The organism is Desulfonema magnum (genome assembly GCF_017377395.1).
In the GTDB taxonomy this organism is placed as follows: Bacteria; Desulfobacterota; Desulfobacteria; order Desulfobacterales; family 4be13; genus Desulfonema_C; species Desulfonema_C magnum.
Map to the genome: position 1 here is coordinate 2,604,860 of NZ_CP061800.1, position 20,459 is coordinate 2,625,318.

The 20,459-nt window shown below is 43.0% G+C and carries 18 protein-coding genes and 6 tRNA genes; 14 read left to right on the forward strand and 10 right to left on the reverse strand.

Features of this window, described 5'->3' with window-relative positions:
- The first annotated feature begins 935 nt into the window (after positions 1-935).
- The 14 genes from dnm_RS10470 (at position 936) to dnm_RS10535 (ending at position 14,761) form a co-directional block, all read left to right on the forward strand.
- The gene (locus dnm_RS10470) at positions 936-1,115 is read left to right on the forward strand and encodes a hypothetical protein (protein ID WP_207682601.1); all 180 of its coding nucleotides are present in this window, start codon (positions 936-938) and stop codon (positions 1,113-1,115) included.
- Positions 1,116-1,435: 320 nt separating this feature from the next.
- On the forward strand, positions 1,436-3,229 hold the full coding sequence (gene aspS, locus dnm_RS10475; protein ID WP_207682602.1) for an aspartate--tRNA ligase: 1,794 nt from the start codon (positions 1,436-1,438) through the stop codon (positions 3,227-3,229).
- 285 nt (positions 3,230-3,514) lie between these two features.
- A tRNA-Asn gene (locus dnm_RS10480) sits at positions 3,515-3,590 on the forward strand.
- A 91-nt stretch (positions 3,591-3,681) separates the two neighbouring features.
- Positions 3,682-3,757: transfer RNA gene (locus dnm_RS10485), tRNA-Asn, on the forward strand.
- A gap of 879 nt (positions 3,758-4,636) precedes the next feature.
- Positions 4,637-5,056, forward strand: coding sequence for an ATP-binding protein (locus tag dnm_RS10490; protein ID WP_207682603.1), 420 nt, complete (start codon positions 4,637-4,639; stop codon positions 5,054-5,056).
- Positions 5,057-5,165: 109 nt separating this feature from the next.
- Entirely contained in the window at positions 5,166-6,452 is a 1,287-nt protein-coding gene (locus dnm_RS10495; RefSeq protein WP_207682604.1) for a [Fe-Fe] hydrogenase large subunit C-terminal domain-containing protein, read from the forward strand.
- A 12-nt stretch (positions 6,453-6,464) separates the two neighbouring features.
- Positions 6,465-6,824, forward strand: coding sequence for a DRTGG domain-containing protein (locus dnm_RS10500; protein ID WP_207682605.1), 360 nt, complete (start codon positions 6,465-6,467; stop codon positions 6,822-6,824).
- Between the two features lie 55 nt (positions 6,825-6,879).
- Complete coding sequence (locus dnm_RS10505) at positions 6,880-7,620, forward strand: PHP domain-containing protein (protein WP_207682606.1); 741 nt, start codon at positions 6,880-6,882, stop codon at positions 7,618-7,620.
- A gap of 293 nt (positions 7,621-7,913) precedes the next feature.
- Positions 7,914-8,147 carry a hypothetical protein gene (locus dnm_RS10510; RefSeq protein ID WP_207682607.1) on the forward strand — a complete coding sequence of 78 codons (234 nt, stop codon included), beginning with the start codon at positions 7,914-7,916 and terminating at the stop codon, positions 8,145-8,147.
- Positions 8,148-8,339: 192 nt separating this feature from the next.
- Positions 8,340-8,963, forward strand: coding sequence for a fused DSP-PTPase phosphatase/NAD kinase-like protein (locus dnm_RS10515; RefSeq protein WP_207682608.1), 624 nt, complete (start codon positions 8,340-8,342; stop codon positions 8,961-8,963).
- Positions 8,956-9,504 (forward strand): ATP-binding protein, encoded by a 549-nt coding sequence (locus dnm_RS10520; protein ID WP_207682609.1) that lies wholly within the window; start codon positions 8,956-8,958, stop codon positions 9,502-9,504. The genes dnm_RS10515 and dnm_RS10520 overlap by 8 nt, the downstream gene beginning before the upstream one ends.
- A 59-nt stretch (positions 9,505-9,563) precedes the next feature.
- Positions 9,564-10,313, forward strand: coding sequence for a cyclic nucleotide-binding domain-containing protein (locus dnm_RS10525; protein ID WP_207682610.1), 750 nt, complete (start codon positions 9,564-9,566; stop codon positions 10,311-10,313).
- 129 nt (positions 10,314-10,442) lie between these two features.
- On the forward strand, positions 10,443-13,211 hold the full coding sequence (gene fdhF / locus dnm_RS10530) for a formate dehydrogenase subunit alpha (RefSeq protein ID WP_207682611.1): 2,769 nt from the start codon (positions 10,443-10,445) through the stop codon (positions 13,209-13,211).
- 458 nt (positions 13,212-13,669) lie between these two features.
- Positions 13,670-14,761, forward strand: a complete 1,092-nt coding sequence (locus tag dnm_RS10535; protein ID WP_207682612.1) for an IS630 family transposase — start codon at positions 13,670-13,672, stop codon at positions 14,759-14,761.
- A 146-nt stretch (positions 14,762-14,907) separates the two neighbouring features.
- Here the strand turns inward: dnm_RS10535 and dnm_RS10540 are convergent.
- From dnm_RS10540 to dnm_RS10585, 10 genes are all read right to left on the reverse strand, one after another.
- Positions 14,908-14,982: transfer RNA gene (locus dnm_RS10540), tRNA-Cys, on the reverse strand.
- An 8-nt stretch (positions 14,983-14,990) separates the two neighbouring features.
- A tRNA-Gly gene (locus dnm_RS10545) sits at positions 14,991-15,065 on the reverse strand.
- A 73-nt stretch (positions 15,066-15,138) separates the two neighbouring features.
- A tRNA-Cys gene (locus tag dnm_RS10550) sits at positions 15,139-15,213 on the reverse strand.
- Positions 15,214-15,222: 9 nt separating this feature from the next.
- Positions 15,223-15,297, reverse strand: a tRNA-Gly gene (locus dnm_RS10555).
- A 55-nt stretch (positions 15,298-15,352) separates the two neighbouring features.
- Positions 15,353-15,922, reverse strand: a complete 570-nt coding sequence (gene pgsA / locus dnm_RS10560; protein ID WP_207682613.1) for a CDP-diacylglycerol--glycerol-3-phosphate 3-phosphatidyltransferase — start codon at positions 15,920-15,922, stop codon at positions 15,353-15,355.
- Between the two features lie 139 nt (positions 15,923-16,061).
- Positions 16,062-16,706: a fructose-6-phosphate aldolase gene (gene fsa, locus dnm_RS10565; protein ID WP_207682614.1), complete on the reverse strand. Its 645-nt coding sequence runs from the start codon at positions 16,704-16,706 to the stop codon at positions 16,062-16,064.
- A gap of 468 nt (positions 16,707-17,174) precedes the next feature.
- Positions 17,175-17,462 carry a protease-associated domain-containing protein gene (locus dnm_RS10570; protein WP_207682615.1) on the reverse strand — a complete coding sequence of 96 codons (288 nt, stop codon included), beginning with the start codon at positions 17,460-17,462 and terminating at the stop codon, positions 17,175-17,177.
- Between the two features lie 859 nt (positions 17,463-18,321).
- Entirely contained in the window at positions 18,322-18,732 is a 411-nt protein-coding gene (gene tsaA / locus dnm_RS10575) for a tRNA (N6-threonylcarbamoyladenosine(37)-N6)-methyltransferase TrmO (protein ID WP_207682616.1), read from the reverse strand.
- A 253-nt stretch (positions 18,733-18,985) separates the two neighbouring features.
- Positions 18,986-19,207 (reverse strand): hypothetical protein, encoded by a 222-nt coding sequence (locus dnm_RS10580; RefSeq protein WP_207682617.1) that lies wholly within the window; start codon positions 19,205-19,207, stop codon positions 18,986-18,988.
- 613 nt (positions 19,208-19,820) lie between these two features.
- On the reverse strand, positions 19,821-20,246 hold the full coding sequence (locus tag dnm_RS10585) for a DUF3783 domain-containing protein (RefSeq protein WP_207682618.1): 426 nt from the start codon (positions 20,244-20,246) through the stop codon (positions 19,821-19,823).
- Positions 20,247-20,459 lie beyond the last annotated feature (213 nt).

Sequence of the window (20,459 nt, forward strand, 5' to 3'; positions counted from 1 at the left end):
GATGTTTAAGTTTTTTTTGCCATTTTTTTGAAAGCAGGAATCCACAGATCTCGGAAGGGCCGCACTGCCTAAAACGGATTCCTGCTTTTGCAGGAATGGCAGGCTTTTTGTTCAAATCAGGCCAAAAAATCTGCTCATCGAGTGTAGAGGTACTTATCTGAATTCATTTGATTTTGATATGTTTTCAAATTCAATTAAAAGTCAGATTATTATCATCTGAGTTGATCTTGAATAAATTTTTTGCATTTTAGCTATCTGTTTTTATGAATTCATAACTTAATTAAGGAACAACGCTGTTAATTATACTTGTTGTAATTCACATGCCCGAACAGTAGTCATTATAATAATGATTATGAAATATATCAAAGGGGTTATACTCGGAAATGAAACACTTTCCAAAAAATGAATCCAATATCTTGACAATGAATATAAACTGATACATCTATCAGATAAAAAGTCAAACTTTTTCTGTTTTCATACCGCATTATAAAAGATATAAGAATACTTATTTTAATTTTAGTTTCAAATACAAAGAGTTACAATATTATCCTGCAATAATCATGGTATATTGCATAGCATTTTAATATAATATATCATAATCTTTTATTTTCAATATCCTTTCAGCCTGCTAAATGATTTGACAAATTGTCTTACATGACACATCTGTTAAACTTTATTTGGCAAATGAATATTCTGTTTCGGACATTATTTGTGAAACAGAATACTAAATTTTTGAAATGTATTGTTCTGCAATAACGTATCTTTTTATTTAACAATGATTCGGACAGACTTTGAAAACTAAGATGGTACAGAAATGTAACCCTCTGAAAACAAAGGTTTTATTTTTTTGATCTGAAAAAAACGTCAAGCCATATAAAATCAAGTATTTATAAAAAAATATCCGAATCATTGATTTAAAGCTTCTGAGGTTAAAAATGGATGAAAAGTCATTAAAAAACAAAGAGACAAATCCCCCTCCTGTAAAGGGAGTCATCACCGCCCGTAAATGCGAGTGCTGCGGACACCATGAAATAGGCATTATCACAGACACAGAAGAATATATTCCGCTGAAGCCGGGAATGACTGTTCAGATAGTTGGGAATAATGATGAGTGATATCAGATCAGAGGTATTTCCGATCTGCTGATGTTATATTTCCCCGTACAACACCCTGTCTGCCTGCATCAGCGCAATTTATCGCAACCCGTTTGATTATTTGATTATTGACTAAGTGATCATTAGTAGGATATGGATATACAGATGGGTTCAGCCGCGTTTCGGTTTCAGTCCTGACAGTGATGCCAGGGCTTTTCAGAGTTGACCAATAGTTTCAGGGACAACTCACTAATATGTCCCTGCTGTTTAAAAAACATATACAATTTTTAACGAAATTTTAAATCATATTTGAAAAAATAATTTTGAAAGGAGTCAGTTCATTGTCAGATATACTTGGAGAAATGAGGCGCACTCACCATTGTTGCGAGCTTGGAGCCGATGATATTGGTAAGGAAGTAACGCTCATGGGATGGGTACAGCGTCGGAGGGACCACGGCGGGGTCATATTTGTGGATTTGCGGGATCGGGAAGGTCTCACCCAGGTGGTTTTTGATCCCAAAGTACATGAAAAAGTACATGAAAAAGCGCATGTTATACGAAGCGAGTATGTGCTTGGTATCCGAGGAAAAGTGGAAAAAAGGCTGGAAGGGATGGCCAATCCCAAATTAAAGACCGGCGAAATAGAGGTGTTCGCGACAGAACTTAAAATTTTAAACACCGCGGTAACCCCTCCTTTTTTAATCGAAGACGGCGCGGAGATATCGGAAAATATCCGCCTGAAACACCGGCATCTTGACCTGCGCCGTCCCGGTCTTCAGAAGAATATGATTTTACGGCATAAAATCGGCGCTGCTGTTCGTCAGCACCTCAATGAAAAAGGATTTTTGGACATTGAAACACCAGTCCTGACCCGCAGCACTCCCGAAGGTGCCAGGGATTACCTTGTCCCCAGCCGGGTAAATCCGGGACAGTTTTATGCCCTGCCCCAGTCTCCCCAGATATTTAAGCAGCTTTTTATGATGTCCGGGTTTGACCGCTATTATCAGATTGTCCGGTGTTTCAGGGATGAAGACCTCCGGGCGGACCGCCAGCCGGAATTCACACAGATTGATATGGAAATGTCCTTTGTGGGGGAAGAAGACCTGATGAGTGTTTCCGAAGGCATGATGAAACATGTCTTCAAAGAGACGATGGGAAACGACATTCAGATTCCTTTTTTGCGCCTGCCTTATGATGAAGCCATTGACCGGTACGGTCTTGACAAACCTGACATTCGCTTTGGCCTGGAATTAAAGGATGTTTCTGATATTGTGAAAGGTTCGGGCTTCAAAGTCTTTTCCAGTGTTGTAAAAAAAGGAGGAATTGTCAAAGCCCTGAATGCAAAAGGATGTATCAGTCTTTCACGAAAAGAAATTGATGATCTGACAGCATTTGTGGCAATATATAAAGCCAAGGGTCTGGCATGGATAAAGGTCAAAGAAGATGCCTGGCAGTCTCCCATTGCAAAATTTTTCAGTGACGAGGAAAAACAGGCCCTGGCCGAGCGTATTGACATGGAACCCGGGGATCTTGTGTTTTTTGTTGCAGATTCCCCCAAAGTGACCAATGAAAGCCTCGGACATCTTCGGAACCATTTGGGAAAAAAGTTGGGGATGATAGATGAAAATGAATTCAAATTTGTGTGGATAACGCGTTTTCCAATGTTTGAATATGATGAAAATGAAAAACGATATGAGGCATTGCATCATCCTTTTACATCACCTTTGGAAGAACACTATGAATTGCTGAAAAAAGATCCGCTGTCAGTCAAATCCCGGGCCTATGATCTTGTCCTGAACGGCTATGAAATCGGAGGCGGCAGTATCCGTATCCATCAGAAAGAATTGCAGGAAAAGATTTTTGAGACAATGAACATGGATCGGTCAGAGTATGAAGAAAAGTTCGGGTTCCTGCTTTCGGCGCTTGATTCGGGCGCGCCGCCTCACGGGGGAATTGCCTTTGGTTTTGACAGACTGGTCATGCTTCTTTGCGGGGAGCCGTCCATCCGTGATGTGATTGCGTTTCCAAAAACCCAGAAGGCAACCTGTCTGATGACCAATGCGCCGTCTGAAGCTGGCAAGGCCCAGTTGGATGAGCTTGCATTGAAAATCAGAAAGGTCAGGCTCGAGAGTTGAAAGCGCAATCCTGAAGAAAACTACTCCCAGAAACTGTGAAAGACCTCCGAGGTCTTAAAAACCTCGGAGGTCTCACATTATTATCATGTAGAACAATTTTTCAATTTGTCCGAAAAACAATTTGGAAAATTGTTTTATATCCGAAGAACCCATTGTAGTTATTGTTTATTTTATAAAATAAAAAAAAGAATTTCTGAATGGGTGAAAAAAAAATAAAACCAGATGTTTTTTTTCTTGACATTTGGTTTTCTCTTCTTTATATAAGTAGCTTCTTTTGCTGATTGATCCCCAGTAGCTCAGTCGGTAGAGCAGGTGGCTGTTAACCACCGTGTCCGTGGTTCGAGTCCGCGCTGGGGAGCCAAAAATAATCGCCCGGGTCGTTAAGTGACCGGGATTTTTTTATTGTATGAGAATTGCTTTTCTTTATATAAATAGTTTCTGTTGTTGATTGATCCCCAGTAGCTCAGTCGGTAGAGCAGGTGGCTGTTAACCACCGTGTCCGTGGTTCGAGTCCGCGCTGGGGAGCCAAAAAATAATAGCCCGGTCCGTTATTGGCCGGGCTTTTTTTATTGCATGATGACTTATAAAAAATATTCAATAAATACAAGGAACTCAGATAAGAAAAGGAAAAGGTTTCCGTTTTATCTGACTCTCCTTTGGTTGTTGTTCTTATGCGGAAAATTCTAAAATTATAACAATGTGTTAATAAAATTTTCAATTTTTAATTTTCAATTCCTCAATTCCCGACATAAGCCTTCTTTATATTTTTTTCAGTTGACCGAATCAGTCAAAAACAGCTAAAAAGTACTTTATGTGGAAATATCATATAAACGGCTATGATCTGCCGGTCACAACGAAACATGAAAGTGAAACCGGAATTTATCAGACATCAGATATCAAATATCACTTTCATATAAACGGCCATGATCTGCCGGTCACAACGAACAATGAAAGTTTTGTAGTTTTTCCTAACACTTAACACTTAACACCTGACACTTTCATATAAACGGCCATGATCTGCCGGTCACAACGAACAATGAAAGTTTTGTAGTTTTTCCTAGCACTTAGCTGGGCTGATGAAAATGTCACAAACCGGGCTGCCAATTGTGATCCCGTTTTTATTCCGCACATTTTTTATTACTTAAAAATCAGCCGCTTAAAAAAAACAGGGAACAGAAACGGGATCAGCTTTTTAAGAGCATCTGCAACATTTTCATCACCCCAGCACTTAGCACTTAACACTTAACACCTGACACTTTCATATAAATTCATAAGCAACCTGAAAAGTCATCAGCATAAAAATTCACTGGATTGCATCTTTGTTATCAGCTTCAATGCAGCGTGTTGCAAAAATTCCGATTCCGGAATTTAAAAAAGCTGCTTCCGTTTAACACAGGAGAATTTTTCATGTCAGTCCTCAAAAAGACCTTCCATATCAATAAAAAAGATTTCATTCATGCAGGGGAAGCCTCCATAAAAATAAAAAACCTGCTGAAGTCATTAAACACTGATCCGAAACTGATCCGTCGCGTTGCTGTGTGCGGTTACGAAGGGGAAATGAACGTGGTGATGCACGGAGGGGAAGGATTTCTGAACATCCAAATCAACACAGGCAAGATACTCCTTAACATTTCCGACGACGGCCCGGGAATTGAGGATATTGAACGGGCCATGGAAAAAGGGTTTTCCACTGCCTTGGACAAATACCGGGAGATGGGTTTTGGCGCGGGAATGGGCCTTCCAAACATGAAAGAAAATTCGGATCATTTTACCATTGAGTCAGAAAAAAACAGAGGGACACGGGTCGGGATGGTTTTTTTCAGATAAAATTGGAAACTTGAAACTGGAGATTTGAAACTCGGAACAGTCACATATGCATATATGGAAATCCGTAAGCCCTCCGGATTTCCAGTTTCCAGTTACAGAGGAGAATAAGATGAAACAGCATTCTTCTTATGTTTATTTTGATGAAGCAGTCTGCACAGGCTGTGCCTTCAGTGTCAAGGCATGTCCCACGCGGGCCATTCGGGTAAGGAATGGCAGACCCTTAATCATGGACGGCAAATGTATCGGATGTGGAGAATGTATCCGTGTCTGTCCCACCGGAGCGATGAAAGCAGTGACCTCAGGTTCTGAGCCTCTTCAGAAAGATCGGATTTCTGTTGCGCTTGTGTCGCCTGTTCTCTACTCACAATTTTTCGGAGTTCCTCCGGGAGATGTGCTTCAGGCACTCAGGCAAATGGGATTCTGTCATGCTGTTGATATGTCATATTTCCTTGAAATGTTTCAGTGCGCGGCAGAGGAATTTATCGTAAGAAACAGGAAAGACGAAAAATTCCCCTGGCCCCTTATCTCCCCTGTCTGCCCTGTGGTGGTCAGACTTATCGCGCTTCAGTTTCCAAGCCTTCTGTCCCATATCCTGCCTATCATGAGACCCGTCGCGCTCATGGCTCGGGAAGTCAATCGGCAGCTTATCCGGAAATATGGAAAAGAAGAATCTGTCACACTGTACTATATCAATCCCTGCCCCACCCGGATGGATGCTGATCGCATTGCTTTTCATCATGAACGGCCCTATATTGATAAGACACTGGGAATTAACGAAGTTTACGCTGATCTGACACGGGAGTTGAAAAAAATCAGAAAACCGGCCAAGCCTGATATGTTAGATTACGGTCCCACTGAGAATAGTCTGATATGGGGACTGTCCGGTGGGGAGATTTTAGACATGCACTTAGATCGAACCCTGGCCGTATCAGGATTGAAAGAAACAATTGCCTATCTTGAAAAGATTGAAATGGGTTTATTTCAGGATATTGAATATATCGAGTTCAGAACCTGTCCTGAAGGATGCGTGGGGGGAACACTCATTGCCATAGACAAGTATCTGGCTAAAAATACCATTAAAAAGGCATCCCGAAAATGTGGTTTTAAACGGCGTGTGTCCGCTGACAATATCCATCGGCTTTATGAGAAAGGATGGTTTTCTGCAAAATCGAGCCTCGCCAAAACAGCCTGTCTGTTCAGCATTCAGGAAGAACCGCTGTCCATTGAGGAACTGATGGAAATAGATAATATTTTGGAACGTATTCACGGAATGGACTGCTCCGCGTGCGGTGCCCCGGATTGCAGAACATTTGCAGAAGATGTGGTCAGGGGGGAAGCTTCGCTGGATGATTGTGTTGTACTTCGTGCCCGTGGAAAATCAGCAGAAAAAATATGAAATACACAAAAAATGGGAAAGGAATTTCAGGTTATGATCGTAAAAGAACTGACAGATCAGTTGGAATTACAGATAGCTGCCGGTGAAAAAGGCCTTAGCCGCGAAGTTCTGGACGGCTATTGCGGGGACCTGCTGAGTGATGTCATGGGCAGAGCGCCGGAGGGATGTATCTGGCTGACAGTACAGGGACATCAGAACATTCTGGCCATCGCGGTGTTACGGGAAATGGCAGCCATAATCATCGTGGGAGGACATACTCCGGACGAAGACACACGACAAAAAGCAGATGAGGAAGGCATCCCCATTCTCCTGTGGCCCAAGTCGGCATTTGAGCTGGCCGGGCGTTTGTGGGCTATTATCGGTAAGAAATAATTAATGGATAATGGATAATGGATAATGGATAATTCTCAATTATGAATTATGAATTATGAATTATTATAAAGCAGATATGCACATTCATACTTGTCTTTCTCCCTGTGCTGAGTGGGAGATGAGTCCCAGAGGAGTGGTTGAAAGGAGCCGTAAAAAACAGCTTGATATCATTGCTATCTGTGATCACAATTCAATGGAAAATGCCGAGGCCGCGATGCGGGTGGGAAAAGACATCGGTGTAAACGTCCTGCCGGGAATGGAAATATGCTCTAAAGAAGAGGTCCATATTCTGGCGATTTTTGAAAATTCGAACCTGGCGCGAGACATGCAGGAATATGTATATGCTCATCTTCCGGGGGAAAATCAGCCCGAATTTTTCGGCTCACAGGTGGTCGCCAATGAAAATGATGAGGTTTTAGCTGAAAATCAGAGACTTCTGATCGGGGCGACCACGCTGGGGGTCCGTGAGATTGTGGAACACACGCATTTGCTGGGGGGGTTGAGCATTGCTTCCCATGTGGACCGGCCAGCTTTTGGGATGATCAGCCAGCTCGGGTTTATTCCGCCGGATCTGCCGCTTGACGGCGTTGAGGTTTCATATCGCATGTCTCCCAAAGAAGCCCGGAAAAAGATACCTGGTATAAGAGACCTCCCTTGTGTGACCTCTTCTGATGCCCATTACCCGGATGACATCGGAAAGGCAATGACTGTTTTTATGATGAATGCCGCCAGTTTTAAGGAAATTCGTCTTGCTTTAAAGGGGGATGGCGGAAGGGGGATATTGTCTGCTGGATAAGCAGCAGACAAAAAATTTACACACATCCTCGTTCCCACGCTTCGCGTCACTGGCATTAAGTTAAGCTTCCGGAGTGCGAAAATTATTTTTCGCATCCCCGCCAAAAACTGTTTTTGCCACTTGGGATAATCCTTAACTTAATGACAGTGACGCTTCGCGTCCAGAATTTTTTGGAACGTTTTGCGAGTAGGCGTGAAACATTTCGGACGGGCTTGCAAATCTCGTCCGGCAAATCATAGGGGGCAAGTTGGGTTCATAACCAAAAATTTTTTAAATCTCAGGAGGGAAAAAGCATGAAATTAAAACAAAGGTGTTTTATGCTGTTTTGCTTGTTCGCAGGGATGATTTTTCAGCCCCGTTTCTCACACGGAGAAGAAATCGTTTACGCGATCAGCCATTGGCCTCCGTGGACGATTTGCAGTGAATCAGGGTATAGCGGGATTGGTGTTGATATCCTAAATATTTTGAAGGATGGGATGAAAGTCCTTGAAAATATCGTTAATCACTGCTATCTTAATCAATTTTGAATAATGGTTCAAAAAGGTTTTATAACCTGTTGTTTTTACAATTTTTGATAATACTGAACCCCAAAATTCACAGGTGAAAAAATTGAATCCCTTTATTCCGGCATATTATTTTTTTTCAGCGCTAATTTTGAAAAACTGTCCAAACCATTGTATAATAAAAAATGATATGTTAAAAGAAAATCAGAGACTGAAATGAATTTAAAACAAAAATCAGTTCACCTGTTTATATTTTTTGTTCTGATCACCGCTGGATGCGCCCTGGCAACCATTGAAAAGGACATGATCGGAACCCGTCCCGAATCCTGGGCCAAACCGATGAATATCCCGGGATTGCCAAATCTTCATCAGGTGAGTGACAGCGTGTACAGAGGTGCCCGGCCAACAGCAGAAGGAATCAGCCATCTCAAAAAAATGGGAATTAAAACAGTAATTAACCTTCGTTCTCTTCATTCGGATCAGGATGAAATCGGTGATACCGGTCTGGCATATGTGCATATTCCCATGAAAGCCTGGCACGTTAAAGAAAAAGATGTTGTAAAATTTTTACAAATCACCACAAATAAAGACTGCACACCGGTTTTTGTTCACTGTAAGCATGGGGCGGACCGCACAGGCGTGATGATTGCGGCATACCGGCTCGCAGTTTGCGGCTGGAATAAGCAGGAAGCAATTTCAGAAATGACCCGGGGCGGATTTGGTTATCACAAAATCTGGAAAAATCTTATCACATTCATTGAAAAACTTGATATCGAAAAAATAAAGAAAAAAACTTTCAGTAACCAATTATCAGTTATCAGTTATCAAAAATATGCGTGAAATTGCACTTCATATAATGGATATTGCGGAAAATGGCATTACTGCCGGAGCGGCCTGCGTTCATATCCTTGTGCATGAAGCTCGCAGTGAGAATTGGTTAAAAATAGAGATCAGGGACGATGGCGAGGGGATTCCCTCTGATATGCTCAATAAAGTGACGGATCCTTTTGTCACAGCCAGAACAACCCGGCGTGTGGGGCTGGGACTCTCTCTTCTCAAAACTGCGGCCGAACGGTGCGAAGGAGACTTTGCCATCTTATCCGAGCCTGGAAAGGGAACACGGATAACAGCCACATTTCGGTATGACCATATTGACCGGGCACCTATCGGAGATATGGCAGGTTCTGTTTCCATGCTCATCATGGGAAACCCGGATGTGGATTTTGTTTATACACATACGGTGGATGCGAGTATTTTTACAATGGACACCCGGGAGATCAGGAGGGAGTTGGGGGAGGATACCCTGGCAGATCCTTCGGTAATCATTCAACTGACACAATCCATTCGGAAAAAGGTTTTCGAATTGAGAAGTGAGAAGTGAAATATTGTATATTTTCCAGTTCTCACTCCTCATTTCTCACTTTAAAAAAGGAGATATTTATGATCAGTCTCGATTTTTTGAAAAAGGTAGAAGTTTTAAAAAGCCTGAATGATGAACAACTAACTGCTGTACAGGGCTGCTGTGAGGAAAAGGTGTTTCAGAGCGGTGCCAGACTTTTTAGTGAAGGAGAAGAGGCCACGCATCTCTGCGTGATGATGGAAGGGCAGGTGGACCTTCGGTTTGATCTGCACGGGCAATCTACGTCCGATGCAAATAATATATCTTCTCTGACCGAAAGCGCGACTTTCGGATGGTCAGCGTTTGTGCCGCCGAACAAGTACAAGCTTTCAGCATATTGCGCCACCAGAAACTGCAAAGTACTGAGAATGGAGCGGGACTGTCTTCTGAGACTTTTCGAACAAGATACTGAAATTGGTTATCGGATAATGACGAATGTGAATGTTGTCATTGCCAAGCGGTTCCAACAGTTACGAAATACAGCTTCGGATTCTCCCGCGGCCAAGGTGGAAATTACGGTTCATATGGCAACCTGCGGAATAGCCGCGGGCGCTCGTGAAGTAATGGGCGCGCTGATGGAAGAAGTCGCCCAATCCGGACGGAAAGACATCCGGGTCAAAACATCCGGGTGCCTGGGAAAATGCGCCACAGAACCGAATGTGACGGTGAACATCGGATGGGAGGAACCCGTTATTTATCAATATATGAACTCGGATAAGATGCGACAGGTCTTCCGGAAACACATCTTATCAGGCCAAGTACAGAGCGATTTTGTTCTGGCTGAAAAGTAATAAGAAGTGGAAAGTGAGAAGTGAGAAGTGAGGAGTGAGAAGTGAGAAATATACAATGTTTATTTCTCACTTCTCACTCCTCATTTCTCACTGACAAATGACAAATGACGAAATGGAGAAAAATACCAGATGGATGCACAAAACATAATTATCATCAATGGAAATGAATTTTCTTTTGAGCCTGGGGAAACAATTCTTCAGGTGGCGCGTCGAAATGATATTGACATTCCGACGCTCTGCCATCTGAAAGGGGCGACCCCCACAGGAGAATGCAGAATATGCGTGGTTGAAGTGGAGGGGGCGCGTACCCTGATGGCCTCATGTGTCACGCCCGCTTCAAACGGCATGGTTGTCCGGACCGAATCGCAAAAGGTGATTGAGGCCAGACGCCTGATCATCCAACTGATGCTGGCTTCAGGGAACCATAACTGCGCGGTTCGCGGTTCTGATGACAAAGACTGGACACAGTTTCAGCTCTCTGTTCAGCAGGAGGATAACAGTTCAGAACTGTGTCCGGTGTGGGGAGATTGCAGGCTTCAGGACCTTGCTTACCGATATCAGGTGTCCGGAGAGCGATTCCCAAAAACAGAAACCCTCTTTCCCATGGAAACTGTGAACCCTTTTATTGTCAGGGATTTTTCCAGATGTATCCGATGCGGCAGATGTGTCCAGGCATGTAATGAGGTTCAGGTGAACAAAGCCATTAATTTCGGATACAGGGGCGCATCAACAAAAATTGTCGCGGCCGGGGACCGGCCCCTCAAAGATTCGGACTGCGTGTTCTGCGGAGAATGTGTGCAGGTCTGTCCCGTGGGCGCGTTGGTGGAAAAAAATGCGCGTTATGAAGTCAGGCCCTGGGAAACCAAAAAAGTCCGCACCACTTGCAGTTATTGCGGGGTGGGATGTCAGCTTCATCTCCATGTGAAAGATGACAAAGTGGTGAAAGTCACCGGTGTGGAGGATGTGGCCCCCAATTACGGCAGTCTCTGTGTGAAGGGGCGGTTCGGTTTTGACTTTGTCAATTCCTCTGAACGGCTCACAACCCCGCTGATCAAAGAAAACGGCGAATTTCGGAAAGCCTCATGGGATGAGGCCCTTGATCTTGTGGCAAAGCGATTTGGCGAGATTAAGAAGGCACATGGCGGCGATGCCATGGGCGTGCTGACCTCTGCCAGAGTCACCAATGAGGAAAACTATATTGCCAACAAATTCACACGTGCGGTCCTGAAAACAAACAATATTGATCATTGCGCCCGTCTCTGACATTCCTCCACAGTGGCCGGTCTGGCCGCGACTTTGGGAAGCGGAGCAATGACAAATACCATCGGGTGTATTGAAAAAGCAGATGTTATTCTGGTTACGGGTTCAAATACCACGGAAAATCATCCGGTACTGTCCGCTTTTGTGAAACGGGCAGTGGAGTTTAAGGGCGCAAGGCTTATCGTGGTGGATCCGAGACGCATCAAGCTGGCAGGTTTTGCACATCAGTGGCTGAGGCCCAATCTGGGAACAGATGTTGCCTGGATCAATGGCATGATGCACGTTATCATTAAGGAAAATCTTTATGACAAAACCTTTGTGGAAAACCGGACCACGGGATTTCAGGAATTAAAAGCGGTTGTTGAGAAATACACGCCTGAATATGTGGCAGAAATCACAGGGATTCCCGCACAGAGTATTATTGACGCGGCCAGGATGTATGCCGGCGCAAAAGCAGGCAGCATTCTTTACTGCATGGGCATCACCCAGCACACTACCGGAACCGACAATGTGAAATCCCTGGCACATCTTTCCATGCTCTGCGGGAACATGGGCATTGAGGGAGGCGGTGTGAATCCCCTGAGAGGGCAGAACAATGTGCAGGGTGCGTGTGACATGGGCGGTCTTCCCAATGTGTTTACAGGGTATCAGCCCGTGAACAATGCCGATGCTGTGAAGAAGATGGAAGACGCATGGGGCGTTTCAGGACTTTCGGACAAGATCGGGCTTAAAGTGACAGAGATGCTGCCCAAGGCCCATGACGGCGAATTAAAATCTTTGTATATCATCGGTGAGAATCCCCTGGTTTCCGATCCGGATCTGAACCATGCGGAAAAATGTATTTCCAACCTGGATTTTCTGGTGGTGCAGGATATCTTTATGACAGAGACGACACGGCTTGCGGATGTGGTGCTGCCGTCAGCCTGTTTTGCGGAAAAAGAAGGGACTTTTTCAAATACAGAACGGCGGGTGCAACGGGTCAGAAAAGCAGTGAATCCTCCGGGGGAGGCATGGGATGACTGGAAAATCACCTGTGAAATCGCAACCCGTATGGGATATCCCATGTCGTATGAGAGCAGCGAGGCCATTTTTGAAGAGCTTTCAAAGCTCACACCGTCTTACGGCGGTATCACTTATGACCGTATTGAGGAGGAAGGAATTCACTGGCCCTGTCCGACTGCGGACCATCCGGGTACACCGATTCTCCATTCAGGCCAGTTTCCCATTGGAAGGGGGATATTCTTCGCGATTGATTATATTCCGCCGGCTGAAAAAGCAGATGATGAATATCCCGTGTATCTGACAACGGGCCGTGTGATTTATCAGTACCACACCGGAACCATGACCCGGAAAACAGACGGCCTGAATGACCGTGCCCCGGGGAGTTTTGTTGAGATTTCACCTCAGGATGCGGAAAAATATGGTCTGGCGGATGGTGACTTGGTGAATGTTGAATCCCGGAGAGGAAACATCACTGCCCGGGTGAACTTTTCGGACAAAGCTGTTGAGGGAACTGTGTTTATCCCCTTCCATTTCGCGGAAGCAGCCGCCAACAAGCTCACCAATGCGGCCCTTGATCCGGTTTCAGGCATACCCGAGTATAAGGTTTGTGCAGTGAAATTGTCCAAGGCAGCATAAAAACAGGCAACCTTGTCGGGGCGACATCTTTGTAGCCCCGTCGGGGTGGCATCTTTGCAGCCTGTTTATTATTCAATCTGTTCAAACAAATATTCCGCTCTTACGGGGCTTGGGCTGTTTATCTGCTATTATTCTACAAATAAGTAACTGAGCAAAAGTTTTTTATATACTTTTTTTCCACAAGCGGCGGAGAAATCCGGCTTTTTCCTTTGTTGGAGACGCATCACTCCGGAAAAAAAAGCCGGGTTTCTTCCCCGGGCAGATATTAAAAAATTATGGTTAGGTACTTATGTCGCCCTTACGGGGCTTAAAATACACGCTGTCCGAAATGCTCTGTGGCTTTTCCGAACTGTGACTGTCAGTCTATAGATGTTCAGAAAAATAATTTCATTTGAAATAAAATTTTACCGGGAAGCAATATTTTTATTAAAAATTTTTTTTATCTGAGGTATGAAAATATGAAATTAAAAGTCAGCAGGGAAACTGTGGAACGGCTGAAAAAAGAACTCGGCATTGCCCAACGTCTTAATAATCTCAGACTTTATAAAATAGTGAAGGCTCTGCTGCTGATTTACGAAGAGGAACCTGCTGAGAACATAGCGAGGCTCATCGGTGTCACCGTCAGAACGGTTTTCAACTGGTTAAAACGATTTATGTGGGAAAGATTTTCATGGCCGGGACGGATGCATTCTAAAGGAAAAGGACGTAAGCCGAAGCTGAACGGAGAACAGAAAAGAAAGTTGTACAGGATTGTCGAAGGCGGACCTGGGAAATACGGATCTGACTGCGGAATTTGGAATTCGGCGATGATTCTCATAGTCATAAGGAAAGAATTCAATGTCACATGTAATCCGAGATATGTCAGTACGTTGCTGAAAAGTATCGGACTGACGTGTCAGAAGGCAAAATTTGTCTCAGACAGGTCGGATGATGAGAAACATCGCAGGAAGAGGAAACAGCGGGATGAGGAAACATGGCCGGAAATTCTGGAAAAAGCGGATGAGATGAAGGGGGGGATACTTTTTACCGACGAGGTGTCATTCGCCCGGTGGGGATCATTGGCAAGGACATGGGCTCCGAAAGGAAAGCAGCCGGTGGTAAAAACGTTCGGAAAACGGAAAGGACTGAAAATGTTCGGATCTGTCGAATTCAGAGGAGGAGGCTTTGTATATGAGGAATGTGACGGAAAATTCAACGGGGACTCTTATATGAAGTTTTTAAAACAGGTTCTGAGCGGCTGTTGCTGTCCGGTTTTTCTTATCGAAGACGGCGCTCCGTATCACAGAAGAAAAGATGTGAACGAGTTCAGAAAAGAGATGGAAATAAGGAAACGGATGCTTGTTTACATACTGCCGTCTTACTCTCCCGACAAAAATCCGATTGAAAAACTGTGGAAAAATACCAAAAGAGATGCCACGCATCTGAAATACTTCCCGACTTTCGACGATCTGCGTTCCGCAGTAGTCGGAGCATTTGAAAAATATCTCACAGATGCGACAAAAGTGATCTGTGTCATGAAAAAATTACGAAAAAAAGCAGGTATTGCCTGATAAATAAATACCTCACCAAAAGTTTTTTATATTTTTTTATAAATCTCATTGCCTGTTGTCTGCTTATTCTCAGATCGGAAAATATTAAAAACTTTTGCACAGGTACTTATGTTGTGAAATTATTTTTCTGAAAAACTATATATTCATGGAGGCGGCAACCAGATTCGAACTGGTGAATAGCGGTTTTGCAGACCGCTGCCTTACCACTTGGCTATGCCGCCAAAAAAAATGGAGCGGGAAACGAGATTTGAACTCGCGACTTCGACCTTGGCAAGGTCGCACTCTACCACTGAGTTATTCCCGCTCAATAGAAAACACTTTTGAAAACGGCATCGAAAAAGGGGGTAGTCAGTTTGACTATCCCCCTTTTATGTTCATGGAGGCGGCAACCAGATTCGAACTGGTGAATAGCGGTTTTGCAGACCGCTGCCTTACCACTTGGCTATGCCGCCAAAAAAAAATGGAGCGGGAAACGAGATTTGAACTCGCGACTTCGACCTTGGCAAGGTCGCACTCTACCACTGAGTTATTCCCGCTCAATGAAAAAATACTTCTAACAGCTTCTTTCTTTTCTGTCAACTAAAAAATGAGCTATGTGTAAAAAAATTTTCTGAACCTTATGAAATAGTCCGCACCTGACCATATTGTTAATATCAGCGCACCCCATAAAAAAAAGCAGCCAATGGCATGAAGATTGATTCCAAAGTATTGAAAATGTAATAATAAAGGGATGATAGCAGCAATCTGAAATCCTGTTTTGTATTTTCCCAAGGAAGATGCCGAAACATCCTCTCCCCCTTCGACAATAATACCTCGCAAACCAGTTACGGCAAGTTCCCGACCGATGATGATGCACACTATCCAGGCGGGTATCCAGTTAAGGGAAACCAGCATAATCAGAGAACAGGAAACCAGAAGTTTGTCCGCAAGCGGATCCATAGCCTTTCCGAAATTAGAAATAAGCCCCCGGGTTCTTGCAAAATAGCCGTCCAAATAGTCAGTAATTGCCGCTGCACTGAACAAAAGCGCAGCAAAAAATGTGGAAAGCCTGGTGATCGGAAATAAAAGCAGAATCACAATTCCCGGAGCTGCCGCGATACGGAACATTGTCAGGAAATTGGGATGGCTCAGTTGTTTTTTTAGATTCCGCCCTGTAAGCATAGGTCATTTATATAAATGTGTTAGGTGTTAGGTGTCAGGTGTCAGGAAAAAGCCTGAAACTTTTATAATTCGTTGCGAGCCTTGTCCATGACTGTTTTTATATACAGCATTGCAGGGCGGGAAGGACCCGCCCGCTTAATTATTTTTTTGATTTATTCCAGTCATCCAGAAAAGCTTTGATGCCTTTGTCTGTCAGCGGATGGGCTGCCAGTTTTGCAAGCACATTAAAGGGAATGGTGGCAATGTGAGCCCCGAGTATGGCTGATTCCAGAACATGGAGGGGATTGCGAACACTTGCGACAATGATTTCAGTATCAAATCCGTAGTTTTCATAAATATTGACAATCTGTTCTGTCAGGACAAGGCCGTCATGGGAGATATCATCCAGTCGTCCCACAAAAGGGCTTACATATGTTGCACCTGCTTTTGCCGCCATAAGGGCCTGAAGCGGTGAAAAAACAAGGGTCACATTTGTCTTAATTCCCTCTTCAAAAAGCTGACGAGTGGCTTTGAGACCATCTACAGTCATGGGAATTTTTATGACAATATTATCATGAATCTTTGCCAGATGACGGGCTTCCGTTACCATGCCTTCGGTCTCAAGACTGATTACTTCGGCGCTGATGGGGCCGTCAACGATTTCACAAATTTCTTTTATAATATCTTCAAAATCCCTGCCTTCTTTTGCAATAAGAGAGGGATTGGTTGTCACACCGTCAACCATCCCCATGGCATGAGCTTCTTTTATTTCATCTATGTTTGCTGTGTCTATGAAAAACTTCATTAAATAAAACCTCCTGCTTTCAAATAAACATCATCTTTATAAAAAAGACGGTATTGTTTTGTTGTATAAAAAAATTATAAAATTTGACAAAAATACAAGAAAATCAGATCAGAAAATTTCCCTGTTATCTGACTTCCCTGTAGTTTTTGTTCTTTTTTTAATTAAAAATATCAAATTGTTTCCCTGATATTACCGTGATAATTTCAATTCTGAAATCAACTGTTATCACGAAAAGCAGTTCTTTTGCAAAAAAAAACGTGAACGCTTGTTTCAGTTTTGTCTGCTGATTGTTAGGATATGTTACCTGAATGATCCATATATTTTTTAATAAACAATAGGTTATTACATAATATCTTTCAAAATACATTGCTGGCATGACGACTGGAGAAAATAAATATCCGGATGGTAAAAAAAGAACCCTGAACAGGCTTTTGCACAGGGTTCTTTAATAGCATAGAACTAATTTTTTTATGCTTTTTTTAAATTCTCAATCTCTTTTTTCAGATTGCTAATCTGAGATTTGTATTTTTCAACATCATCAACATCATCTGCTACCGCAGGCGCGTCAGCTTTTGCATCCTCTTTTTTCCACGTATCCTTGAGTTCATCAAACCCCAGATAAAGTGCCAGACAGCCGCCAAGCAGAAGTATTATCGGGATAGCACCAGCTAAGAGTTGGAGGAAAGGTTTAAACCAAACCGCCAGACCAATGATACCCAGTACAGCTGCTACTGCCCCTCCAATCAACGTTTTCATAAAAAATCATCCTCCTTCAAAAAAATAGTCAAATATATAAAATAGCCAAGATTAGTATAAATCCTTATGGCCTCCAAAGCAATGTTTTTTTTACAAGCTTATTTCTTACCCGACTTAATACCGATTAATTTAAGTCCAAATTCTATAAAAAATACCACAACAAATTTTGTAACGCAAGCTTAATTTTATTTACATGAAATTTTTTCCTGATCATAAAATTAGCCAGTTACTCCCATCCACCCCTTGCTATATTATAACCAACTGTTTTATCAATAAATTAATAATTCTTATAATTCATTCACACAGTTTTTACAAAATATTATAAACGGCCATGATTTGCCAGTCATAACGAAGCATAAAAAATTTGTAATTTTTCCTAACACCTGACACTTAACACCTAACATCTTTTTCATATAAACGGTCATGACCTGCCGGTCACAACGAAAAATGAAAGTTTTATAATTTTTCCTAACACTTAACACTTAACACCTGACACTTTCATATAAACGGTCATGACCTGCCGGTCACAACGAAAAATGAAAGTTTTATAATTTTTTCCTAACACTTAACACTTAACACCTGACACTTTCATATAAACGGGCATGAACTGCCGGTCACAACGAATGATGAAAGTTTTGCAGTTTTTCGTAACACTTAACACCTGACACTTAACACTTTCATATAAAGAACAAAAATTTGACCGAGAAAAACCAATGCTGTTTGGCATGATTTTTGTTTTTATCTATAACCAATTGAATTTAAAGATTTTATATTCAAAAAACCCTGAGCCGGACTGCGAAAAATAATTTTCGCAGTCCGGATATAACGATAATGAGTCCGGGGTCGGCCGGACAGTTTTTCATAGTGTTATATAAGGTTTGATATCCAGAATAGGGGTTTTTTCCAGCATATCCATCCCTCTGACATGAATGGTTGTCCCCTTGATATCAATGACTTCTAAAACAGACATACCAACAGGGTTCGGTCTTCTTGGTGAACAAGTACTGAAGACCCCCAATTCTTCTCCGCGGTGAGGCGGTGTCTGACGAAGCAGCTTAGATGTAAAGGGAGGGCTTTTATGGAAATGAAAAATTACGACAATGTGTTGCCCCGCACTGATATCTCTGAGCCCGTCCAGATATTTTTCATCAATAACCAATGTCCCTTCCACATCGGAAACACTCCAATGCCGGGGAACATTTTCAGCATCCGTATAAGCAAAACCTATGGGTTCCATATAAACAATCAACTCCGCCTTGATTTCAGCCATGTAGTTACCTTTTTGAATATTTTTTTTCGAAGTGTCATCGTTTTCTCTCCGTAAACGTGTCTTTCCGGCGTTGCGGACCGGGAGAGTAAGCCGTTACCAATATGCTGGCCGCTTATGCCCTTTTGGTATTCCCCAGACCGATATGTGAACTCCTCAAATCAATCTGACAAAGCACCAATACAATCACGTCACAAGTTCGCACACAGTTTCAAGCCCCGTCAAAACCCTTTGAATCAGGAGAAGTGTCAGTTGATCATAATGCTGTTTTTCGTAATTTCCGGGTGTCATGTATGTCAGCTTCAACCCGGCCTTCTCTGCGAGGTCCTTTATAAAAGTATCTGAGATTTGCATCGCTGCGCAGTTTTTCGATAAAATGAAGCGACTCATCAGTGACTCCGGTAACGAATTTTTCCTTCACATAGTATCCCTCATGAACCAGATAGCGAACATCTTTGGGCAACGAGTGACGAATCATGCGAAGCTGAGAGAGTAAAAGTCGATATGTGTCTCCTCTCCGTGCCTGCGGAGGAGCATAACATTTTTATAGTTCAATTTGCCGTGATCACGGGAGTTTCTCATATAATTCGGAATTTTTTCCGAATGGCGGATCGGAAGTCTGCATCAAAGGTGCAATCCGCGGCTATGAATTTTCTCGTCGCTGTATTTATAACTTCCTCAGTCACCAGACGAGTAAACAGGAGGAAGTCAGAATCCTTCCGGAAATTCCGGGAAAAAGTTTTCTCCGAAAGATCACTGTCATAAACTTAAACTGAGATTTTGATATGTCTGGCATTTTTTCAATATTTTTTTTGCTAATTTCATGGCAACATTCTCCTCTGATTTTTTCAGAGATGTTTACCATTTGAAAAGTTTTATGTAAATAAAAATTATTCGAACAAAAACGAGATATTTCTTTTAATTATAAAACCTGTCCGAAGTATTGATAATATGAACAGAATAAAAAATTATGAACAATCCCCGCCGTCCGTTGGCCACACGCCCAGTTTTACCCAGCTTGGAGAGTCACGGGAGGCGCATCTTAATTAATATTTTAAGATGCGACCTTCCTGTCTTTTACAACAAACAGTTCATTTGTTCCTCTCTTCCATCGCAGCACGCTCTTTTTTCAACTCTTTCAACAGGCTTGAAAGCGTCCAATTTTCTGAAAACGGTGTCAATGTGGCCCACAAAGGGCGAGGCAATCCAGTGTCTTTGTAAGTGGAAAGAATTTTCTGAAGCTCTCTTTCAGTAATTCCGGACATTATAATTGCCCGTGCAATGTCACAGTCCGTGTCTCGTCCCGATCGACTGGGCAAGGTCAGCAACTTGCCGAGGCGAATCTCGGTGTCCGTATCCGTAGCAAAAATTATCGGAACATCTGCAAGATGGATGGTGTCCAATAATTCTATGACAGTTTTCTGTTCTGACGGCGTAAAGCCGCAAACCAGTATGGCTCTTGGTCCGTACATCGCTTCAGTCGAGTCTCCGACTTTCTTAAATGTTCCTTTTCTCATGATGGGTTCCCTCTTTATGTGAAAAGTTATGACTCACAAAATTATTTAGTTATGCGGCAAACGTGCGGAGATTGAAGGACTCTTTCGTGGCGCACAGACTCCGCACGTTTGCCGCATCTGGGTAAAGGCATCGGTTACCCGGTGCCCTCCCCGCAGACCCGGACGTGAGGATTTCCTTCATCCGCTTTCTCTGTTCCGGGAATTCGGCTCCCG